At 57.9% G+C, this 9,272-nt stretch carries 7 protein-coding genes and 2 pseudogenes; all 9 read right to left on the bottom strand.

Going from position 1 to position 9,272, the window contains the following annotated elements:
• Window positions 1–127: pseudogene (locus WGH93_RS12945) on the bottom strand (IS5/IS1182 family transposase); the annotation flags it as partial.
• A 72-nt stretch (window positions 128–199) separates the two neighbouring features.
• Window positions 200–2,287: a peptidase domain-containing ABC transporter gene (locus tag WGH93_RS12940; protein WP_374765308.1), complete on the bottom strand. Its 2,088-nt coding sequence runs from the start codon at window positions 2,285–2,287 to the stop codon at window positions 200–202.
• Between the two features lie 3 nt (window positions 2,288–2,290).
• A complete protein-coding gene (locus tag WGH93_RS12935) occupies window positions 2,291–2,467 on the bottom strand; it encodes a hypothetical protein (protein ID WP_374765307.1) in 177 nt (58 codons plus the stop codon).
• Entirely contained in the window at window positions 2,437–3,537 is a 1,101-nt protein-coding gene (locus WGH93_RS12930; RefSeq protein WP_374765306.1) for an HlyD family secretion protein, read from the bottom strand. Before WGH93_RS12930 ends, WGH93_RS12935 begins: the two co-directional genes overlap by 31 nt.
• A 27-nt stretch (window positions 3,538–3,564) precedes the next feature.
• The gene (locus WGH93_RS12925; RefSeq protein WP_374765305.1) at window positions 3,565–4,347 is read right to left on the bottom strand and encodes a hypothetical protein; all 783 of its coding nucleotides are present in this window, start codon (window positions 4,345–4,347) and stop codon (window positions 3,565–3,567) included.
• A gap of 95 nt (window positions 4,348–4,442) precedes the next feature.
• Window positions 4,443–4,919: pseudogene (locus WGH93_RS12920) on the bottom strand (IS630 family transposase); the annotation flags it as partial.
• 54 nt (window positions 4,920–4,973) lie between these two features.
• Entirely contained in the window at window positions 4,974–6,233 is a 1,260-nt protein-coding gene (locus tag WGH93_RS12915; RefSeq protein ID WP_374765304.1) for a 5-methylcytosine restriction system specificity protein McrC, read from the bottom strand.
• Window positions 6,226–7,767, bottom strand: coding sequence for an McrB family protein (locus WGH93_RS12910; RefSeq protein ID WP_374765303.1), 1,542 nt, complete (start codon window positions 7,765–7,767; stop codon window positions 6,226–6,228). The genes WGH93_RS12915 and WGH93_RS12910 overlap by 8 nt, the downstream gene beginning before the upstream one ends.
• Entirely contained in the window at window positions 7,767–8,933 is a 1,167-nt protein-coding gene (locus tag WGH93_RS12905) for a DNA cytosine methyltransferase (RefSeq protein WP_374765302.1), read from the bottom strand. The genes WGH93_RS12910 and WGH93_RS12905 overlap by 1 nt, the downstream gene beginning before the upstream one ends.
• Window positions 8,934–9,272 lie beyond the last annotated feature (339 nt).

Genomic DNA, 9,272 nt, shown 5'->3' with positions numbered 1-9,272 from the left:
GCGGGCGGCCCCGCCGTGGACGCGGCGGCAGAAGCGGTTCCAGAGCCGCCCACTCCGCATCCGTTAAATCGCTTGGCAAACGCAGTCCTTCGCGGGCAAACTGCCGACGGGTGATATCAATCCACATCCTGTGCCTCCATGGTGGCTTCGCAACTTCCATGAATCACAAGTGGCTGATATAACTCAATTCTTTTTTCGGTCAGGCTCTTAGCTTGAACTGGTCCATCACCAGCACCCGATCTGCCATGGCGATGATGATGCGGGTGATGCCGAGGGACCGGATGGCGGCGTTGACGCGCTTTTCCAGCGTCACGTCCAGATGGGCGGTGCCTTCGTCCATGAACAGGATGCGGGGGCGGCGATAGAGGGCGCGGGCCAGCAGGATGCGTTGTTTCTGCCCGCCCGAGAACGTGGAGCCCATATCCCCGACCAGCGTTTCGAACCCCATGGGCATGGCCCGGATATCATCAAGAATGCATGCTGTCGCCGCCGCTTCCGTCACCCGCTGCATGTCCACCTTGCCATCGAAGAAGGCGATGTTTTCCGCCAGCGACCCGGCGAACAGGCTGTCCTCCTGCATGACGGCGGCGGTCTGCTGGCGATAGGTGCCAAGGCCGATCTCACCCAGCGGGCGGCCATCCACCCGGATCGTGCCCTCGCGCGGCTGAAACAGGCCCATCATCAGCTTGATCAGCGTGGTCTTGCCGCCCCCGGACGGGCCGGTGATCGCGGTGGCCTGCCCGGCGGCCACGCTCAGGGTGATGCAGGAAATCACGTCCGGCAGGCCCTCGCCATAGCTGAAGCTGACATTCTCCAGCCTGATCTCGCCCTTCAGGGCGGGGGCGGCGGTGTCGCCGTCATACCGGTCATGCCGGTCCTGCTCCGGTTCCGCCAGGGCGATATCGGAAATGCGGTCCAGATGCAGATCGAGCATGCGGAACTCGATCAGCCGCTCCACCAGCGCCGCCGCCTTTTCGGAGAATTGCCGCTTGTAGGCCATGAAGGCGAAGATCATGCCCACGGTGAAATCGCCGGCCAGGATCATGCGGATCGCCATATAGATCAGCAGAATGTTTTCCAGCCCGAAAATCAGGCCATTGCCCAGCGTGAAGGCATTGGTCAGGCGGCCGACGGTGACATCGGCATTCACCCGGTCGGCGAACCGGTTGAGCCAGAGGCGCTTGCGCTCTTCCTCACGGCCAAAGACCTTGATGCTCAACATGCCCCGGACGGCTTCCATGAACACGCTGGATTCCTTCGCCCGGGCGACGAGGGCGTCTTCGGAACGCTTGCGAAACAGCCGGTAGGTGGCCAGCCGCAGGATCAGGTACAAGGCGAGGGCCGCCGCCGCGATGGCGGCGAGAAGCGGGCTGTAGATCAGCATCAGCACAAGGGTGGCCAGCGCCATCATGCCGTCGATCAGGGTGGCCACCAGCCCCTCGGTGAAAAGCTGGCGAATCGGGTCCGTCGAGCCGAAGCGGGAGACGATGTCCCCGATATGGCGGCGCTCGAAAAAGGGCAGAGGCAGGCGCATCATGTGGCCATAGAGATTGGCCACCATCTGGAAACTGAGCATGTTGCCGAAATACAGCAGCACATGGCCGCGCACGAATTCGGCGATGCTGTTGAAGACCGCCAGCGCCCCGAAGCCAAGCGCCAGCGCCAGCAGCAGGTCGCCGTCATTATTGACCACCACGTGATCCACGGCGGTTTGCAGATAGAACGGCCCGGCCAGAACCGCCGCCTGCATGATCAGGGAGAGCACAAGGGCCTGCCCGAGGGAGCGCTTCAGCCCGGTAATGCGCCCCCAGAGCTGGGAGAGGCGCAGCTTTTCGCGCTCCGTCCTTTTCTCGAACCCGGCCTCCGGGGTGAGTTCCAGCGCCACACCGGTATAGTGATCCGACAGGTCCGCCATGGCCACGGTGCGCTCGCCGCGCGCCGGATCGTGCAGAACGGCGCCCTTGCGGGTCATCGCCTTCAGCACCACGAAGTGATTGAGGTCCCAGTGCAGGATGGCGGGCAGGGTCAGCCGCTCCAGCATGTCAAGGGGGACTTTCAGCGGGCGGGAGCGCAGGGACAGGCGCGCCGCCATGTCCATCACCGTGCGCAGGGACGCCCCCGCCCCGGACGGCGGCATCCGGCGCCGCAGGGCGGGGATGTCGATTTCGTGGCCGTGATAGCTGGCGATCATGGCAAGGCATGCATGGCCACACTCCGCCGCTTCCGCCTGCCGGTAGAGGGGAAGGCGGCGGGTGCCGGAGAAATTGAGACGCGCGAGACGGTCCATGGCTCAGGCCCTCGCCCGGATGGCCTGAATGGGCTCCAGCTGCCATGAAAGCAGGCTCTGGCGTTCCAGAATCACGGTGGCGTTCAGCGCCATGCCCGGTTGCAGGGCATGGTCCCGCCCGAAGGCGCGAACGGACTGGCTGTCGAGCTTCACCCGCACCGTGTAGAACGGTTCTTCCATTCGGATGGGGCGCTGATGTCCCGCATGGTCAGGATGGACCCGCCAATGCGGGTGACATGCCCCGTCCGGCTGCCGAAGCGCTCATAGGGAAAGGCGTCATAATGCAACCGTACCGCCTGACCGCGGGCGAGGAAGCCCATGGCCCGGCTGGGCACCAGCAGGCGGGCTTCCAGCGTGCTGCCCTCGGGCAGGATGAAGAGCAGCGGCTTGCCCGGCTGTACCGGGTTGCCGGTCATGGCTGTTACGCTGGTGATGCGCCCGGCTGTCGGGGCGACGACGGCGACCGACCGGTTTCCCGCCTGCCGGGTGCGCTGGCGGTCCATAGCGGTCAGGCGCCCCTTCAGGTCGGCGACCCGGCTTTCATGCTCGGCGACCAGCCGGGCGCGGCGATGGCGGAAGCCGGCGAGGGTTTCCCGTGTCTTGCCAAGGCTCTGCTCCAGCACCTGTAACTGGCGTTCCTCCGTCAGCCATGCCTGCTTGCGGCGCACCTGCTCGGCTTTCGGCACGAGCCCCTTTTTCGCCAGGGGAATCAGGGAATTGTGGGCCGTTTTCGCGGAAAGGGTCAGGGCCTGTTGCAGATCCCGTTGCCTTTCAAGGGCGGCCAGTTCGGCCTCAAGACCGGCTTTCTCCCGCTCAAGGCTTTCAAGGTCGGCGCGATAGCTTGTGGCGGCAAGGCGGATCTGGCGCTCCAGCGTCCGCCGTTCCCGCGCAAGGCTGGCCATGAGGTCGGCGGCAATGTCCCGGCCGTCACCGGATCGCCCACCGCTGAAAATGGTCGCCAGCACGGCGCCCTTTTTCACCCGGTCCCCGGCCGCCACATTGATTCTCTGGACAATCCCCGCCCGCATGGCGGAGGCACCGATCAGGCCCCTTGTGGGAATCATGTAGCCGCGCACCTGCTCCGTGCGGGCGAAATCCGTCAGGGTGACGAACAGCACGGCTCCAAGGAAAAGCGCGGCCAGCAACAGGATGATGATGCGAAGTCGCAGGGGCGTGATCAGCAGCACATCCCCTTCCAGCCCGCGCTGGCGGTGCTCAAGAACCTGTTTTCGAAAAAGTTGTTTTTTCATAACCAAAACATATTATTGAATATATTTTCAATTATTTTCCTCGTTAAACGAAATTCTTTTTTCTAGACTTTCGATACGCCCTTGCGGGAAGTTGATATCTTTTCCATATTTTTTGAAAATTCGGAGCCATTTCTTTTGAAAATTCGGATAGTAGTCGGCATGTTGAACAATAAACCAAAGTGGAATATAGATATTTGGTGTTATTTTTCCTTTCTTAAATAAATTTGATATTTTTTCTTTTTTCACTAGAGCGACATTATAATCCCTCATTAAAATTATTGGAAAGATTATATGATTACAAGAAGAATAATCCTGTTTTGAATAAATTTCCTTTGTTTTCATTCCGAAGTCCGTAAGAGACACCTCCAGCGCGGACGAAGAAATAATATACTTCTCCGCGTCTGTGGTTTTAAAAGCATTTTCATATGGAGTGTTAAAAAAACTATATATGTATTTTTTATAGTTAGAAAATTTATTGTCTATATTAGACTTCCTCATTGATTTATAAATTTTTTGCATCCACATTTTTTTACAAAAATCCATATTATTTAAAGATTTTTTTTCTTTCAATTTTTTTCTAATATACTTCATTCTTTCTATAAGTTGACGTTTTTCTCCTTCTATGCGAGGACAATAAATATTATCAAAAATGTCTTTGTTAATAGAAAAAATTTTCTCTCCAATAGAACGAAGACATTTATCTGGCTCATATATTTCCTCAGCAAATGAACGGTCAATTGTAAAATAATTTTGCATTAGAAAGAATACCAATAGTAATTTATTAATTTTATTTAATATTTTCATAAACATTTTGAAAACCTTTTTTTAAATTCCTTATCAAATTCATTAGCAAATATATTTGAAATACTAATCCCTCCAATACCCTCCAACCAACCCCATTGACCATCTTGCACCTTGTCGACAAACAGCGGATCGGTTGAGAGCTTGAACGTCTCGCTCCGATGCGGCTGCAATCCGAACGCAGTCCAAATCCGGCGGATGGTCGTGTGTGAAAGGCCTGTCTCTGCCGCCATGGAACGGATCGACCAATGAGTAGCGTCTTTCGGCGTGTTGTTGAGCGTCCGCTCGATCACCTCAGCCACTTGTGCGTCAGATACGGTGCGCGGACGCCCGGGGCGGTATTCGTCGGTCAGCCCTTCAATCCGGTCCTTCACGAACCGCCTGCGCCACTTGCCCACTGTGTGCTCATGAACCCCGAGCCGGGCACCGACTTCCTTGCTTTGCAAGCCTTCCGCGCAGAGCAGGACCATACGGCACCGATCCGACAGCGACCGTGCTGCCTTGTGACGCCGAGCCTGTGCCTCAAGAAAGGCTCGTTCCTCATCGCTCAAGACCACCTCGTCCGCCATTCGCCCTGCCATCGTATCATCTCCTTTGCCCACCCAGAAAATGATACGCATTTCAGTTCTAGATGACTAGACGTAGTCGTGTTTGTCTCTGATCATTCCAAGTACATTAGTTGCGAAACGATCGGCTTCTAAATCGGGGTTCTCCGCCGCCAGATCATACCGCAGCAGCACCATCTTCTTTCCAGACGCAGTGGTGCCAAGGAAGCGCGACGTATCGACACCGTCAGCGGGACACACAAACCCTCCAAGCTTCACGGGCATGGCGTCCATGAAAGAAAGGACCTCATACCGGTCCGACTCCTTCGGCTCCGGCTTATATTTTGCGTCGAGGACAGCGACAATCTCGTCGCCACGACGGATGATCATGTCAGGATGGACAGAATAAACGCCCCCGTCCCGGAAGAAGGGGCGCGGCGTATTGTTGCCGTCCTGCACGCTGTATCCATGCTGAGCGAGACGAACGGCGAGCTCTCTGCGCAGGAATGCCTCGAAGACTTTCGATACGTCGATGATCAGCGAGTCCAGACGTACGAATCCGTCGAAGCTGAGCTCTGGAAGTACACTCTGTAAGACCAGATATGCTGACCAGAGTGGGTCCCTGTAATGTGGCAGGCGCGGCGAGAGCGTATGGATCTTCCGTGACAGATGACGCACGAGATCGCTATTTGCCCCATCCCAATCAGAGATGTGCCACATGTCACGATACAGGCCGCGTGCTTCTGGAAGCATCGCGTCGCGCCGGTCGTTCTCGGCAAGCCAGTCGATGACCTGCTTCAGAGCCATCTTGAGCGCGATGTTCTCGACCGTCGAAGGGGTGAGAACGTTTTGCTCGAACTCGTGCCTATAACGGATTCCCTTCGAAGCGTGCTTACGCACAGTGTCTGAAGCCAAGAGGCGCCCTCGCCAGGGCGCTTGGTACTTCGGGGGTAGATACTCCTTCATGTAGCCTCGCCGGGCAATCAGCTTCACGCCGTCGATCAGCGACCTTGCGTAGATGCGCTCGGCGTTGTCCGTGGCGACAAACCTAGGCATGTAACCGCGGGCGAAGCCTAATATCGCCGACGGGATCACCCCAGACCGGACCAGCATGTAGGATAGGTTCGCAATTGTCGCCCGGGGCACGACCCGAACCGCGAGTTCCGGCGTCAAGGGGATGGTGCCGACAAAGCGTGTCGCCCGCAAAGCGATTTGCCCGCCGCGCATGGTGGCAGTCAGGTAACCTTTCGTCGTTATCCTCTCGTCGAGTCTGAGCTCACCGTCCTGCAGGAGCGCGCTGACTCTCACCGAGAGCTCCTCGAACTCCCGGCATTCGATGATCTCAGGCATCGTCCGCCACGCCTTCGAGACGGCGAACCAGCGCCTCGAAGCTCGCGGTCAGGTTCCCCATGGCACCATCGTTCAACTCCACAGCATGAACCGCCGTGGGTCGCATCCGGTATTGCCAGACGAGCTTCAGGTGATCGACGTTCTTGATCTCAGCGAAGAAGGAATGGCCGATACCGAATGGAACGAGCCTCTGCACCGCATCGAACCAGGCCCCGATGTCGGAGATCTGGTCTTGAGTGAAGCCGCCACCATTCTCCAAGAGGCTCTCTGCGACCTCTCGGGACGGGGACACCTCGATGTGGTCGAACCGGCGTACGAAAGCCGCGTCGACCTGAGCCACGCTGCGATCATAGGGGTTCATCGTGCCGATCATCACCAGATTGACCGGAACCGAAAAAGGCTTCCCTGAGAACGGCAGCGTGAACTTCTCTTCTCGGTATGCTCGCTCGATATAGGTCAGCAGCTCACCGAAGATCCTGGCGGGATCGCCGCGGTTGATCTCATCCACTATCAGGACGACGAAGTCCTTTTGTTCCTCAAGTCGCCTCGCACGCTCACATGCGAGGAGAAACGTCTTTTCGACAACCTTGAAACCCGACTGGGATGTCTCGTCAGGCCGATATCCTTCGACGAAGTCCTCGTAGCCATAGGACGGATGGAACTGCACCCTGAAGATGTCCTGCTCCGGATCATTCACCAAGTGCTTCCCGATCCGTTTCGCGTAGTAGGACTTTCCTGTCCCGGGCACGCCCGTGAGAATGATCCCGGACGTTCCCAGCCCGAGCAGTTTCTGAACTTGGACGAGGATCGGGTCGTCGAGATCCATGACGAAGGGTTCAGTCTCAGACCTCGGAATCGCAGCCGATGACTTCACGTCGTCGACAAGCACGTTCAGGATGGCAGCCTGGTAATCTTGGGGCTCTGCTGCGTCATCAAAGATCTTGTCCGGATCCTCGGGATGAAAGACGAAGAGCTTGTCGTAATCCTCGTCCCTCTGCGGGAATGCGCCGCGAAACGCCGTCTCGAGGGCCCTCGCGTCCGCATTGTCCGGGAACTCGCTATCCCGGAGGAATAGTATGGCGATGTCGAGCGTAGGAGCGCAAGCGACATCGGCGCCCTTGGTCAAGACCTTGTCGCGGAAGATGTCTGCGTAGTTGTCGGCAAGTTCCCATTCCTCCCCATCGTCGGTGGTCCGGCGCGAGGCCGCGTTCCACTTGCCCGCGAAGGTGTTCTTCCGGATCGTGGCCGAGTTGCTGTGAGGGAAGCCAGCTTCCGCCCGGCGCAGGGTCACTGGATTGAAATAAGGCTTCGCATCGTTGCCGTCGTCCAGGCAGAAATACTTGTCCCAGAAGTCGAACTCGTGCGGCGTCTCGTTCATGATCGTAGCTTTACTAGGCGGATCACCGGCGCCGCGCTCGATCAGCGCGAGCATGGGAAAGAGGTGCGTGGCTCCCTGGCTCTTAGCCTTGCGACGCCAGTTCGCCATGTTGTTGAGGGCCAATGCGACCCTTTCAGCTCGGATCTTCTTGGGCATCAGGCGGCACGGCTACGTTTCTTGCCCGCCTGGGACAGCATCTTCACGATCTCTTCACCGATGGCCCTACCGAGGAGCGGAGGCACGGCGTTTCCGATCTGTCGCGGAAAGCTGGCGCCGACGAACTGATAGTGGTCGGGGAAGCTCATGAACCTGGCGGCCTCGCGATGAGAGATCGCGCGGTCTTCCCACGGATGGAGGAAGGGCCCCGACGCCACGTTCTTGTAGTTGCATGTGATCGTGTATGACGGTTTCGCTGGATGGAGACGATGATAGAGCGTCGTGCAGTCCCGGCGGAGAGCGCCGTTCGAGATCGTCCGCATCTTCTGGAACCGCGCCGGGAGAGCCTCCACGGGAACAGCTCGAAGTCCTTCGCCCTGGCCGATGTGATCAGCCAAGGACTGAGCCTGCGCAGACAGTGGTCGGCCAATATGAAGGGTGACATCCTTCGGAGCGCCGGTCCTGCAGTAGACTTGGTAGGGGTTTTGGGGGCCGCAGGCGTATGGGCGCTCGTGCTGCTTGTAGTATTCCTCCATCAGCGGGAGATCTCCGATCGCCTCCTCAACAGTGACGTAGGGCTTGAGTTCCGGCTCGTCGTCAGGACCATGCGTGCGTTCGGGGAATGACAGCTGGATGTCGTCAACGCGCGTGCCGATAAAGAGGATCCGGTGCCTCAGTTGGGGCACGCCGTAATCAGCGGCGAGGACCTGGGCGAAATCGGTGCGGTATCCAATCTCGTCAAAAGCCGCCTCGATCTGCCGACGGAATGCCCCCTTCTCATAAGTGAGCATCCCTCGGACGTTCTCCATCAGGAATATCTTCGGCTGGATTTCGTCGACAAGCCGGACGAAATGCTTGAACAGGAAATTTCTGGGGTCGTCCTGCATCCGCTTCCCGTGCGTAGAGAAGCCTTGGCAGCTCGGTCCGCCAGCGATAAGGTCGATTTCCCGGGTGCCTGCCAGTTCCATAAGATGCTCACCGGTCACCTCAGCCACGTCGCCTTCAACGACAGGAACACCTGAATGGTTGTGCCGGTAGGTAGCAACGGCGTGCTTATCGAAGTCGACACCTGCCATTGGATTGATCCCGGCCTGACGCAGGCCTTCGCTGAGTCCGCCTGCGCCGCAAAATAAGTCGATCACCGTGGGTGATAAGCCTGAAGCCATGCTCGCCTCCCAATCTGACTTTTCGGCACTGTGCCAGTAATGACACGACGAGTCGCCGAGAACAATAGCAGAGAGGTGGACCCCATTTGTTGGACAGCTTGGCGGCGTTGTTAAGGTGGAACTGCATACTGGTGTTATGCCGCCATGCGCATGTCCGGGGCTGGCCCCGGACATGCGCTATAAATCCTGTCGGGCGTCTGCCCGTCAAGGGATGAATGTGGGGACTGTGCGTAATTTTGTGCTCTGGCGCCATTTGTTACGTCATTGGGAAGCGGTCTTCGAACATGATCGCGAGCTGGCTTTTGACAGCGTGCCATTCTCGCACGGATCGCTTCCACT

Source organism: Yunchengibacter salinarum (assembly GCF_037658235.1).
Lineage (GTDB): Bacteria > Pseudomonadota > Alphaproteobacteria > Sphingomonadales > Kordiimonadaceae > Yunchengibacter > Yunchengibacter salinarum.
Note: the sequence above shows the minus strand (reverse complement) of the source record. Positions and strands in the feature narration are given on the sequence as shown.

Bases quoted from the DNA above. Each gene is read 5' to 3' on its own strand.
- WGH93_RS12940 (WP_374765308.1), bottom strand. From the start codon at position 2,287: ATGGACCGTCTCGCGCGTCTCAATTTCTCCGGCACCCGCCGCCTTCCC.
- WGH93_RS12935 (WP_374765307.1), bottom strand. From the start codon at position 2,467: ATGGAAGAACCGTTCTACACGGTGCGGGTGAAGCTCGACAGCCAGTCC.
- WGH93_RS12930 (WP_374765306.1), bottom strand. From the start codon at position 3,537: ATGAAAAAACAACTTTTTCGAAAACAGGTTCTTGAGCACCGCCAGCGC.
- WGH93_RS12925 (WP_374765305.1), bottom strand. From the start codon at position 4,347: ATGTTTATGAAAATATTAAATAAAATTAATAAATTACTATTGGTATTC.
- WGH93_RS12915 (WP_374765304.1), bottom strand. From the start codon at position 6,233: ATGCCTGAGATCATCGAATGCCGGGAGTTCGAGGAGCTCTCGGTGAGA.
- WGH93_RS12910 (WP_374765303.1), bottom strand. From the start codon at position 7,767: ATGCCCAAGAAGATCCGAGCTGAAAGGGTCGCATTGGCCCTCAACAAC.
- WGH93_RS12905 (WP_374765302.1), bottom strand. From the start codon at position 8,933: ATGGCTTCAGGCTTATCACCCACGGTGATCGACTTATTTTGCGGCGCA.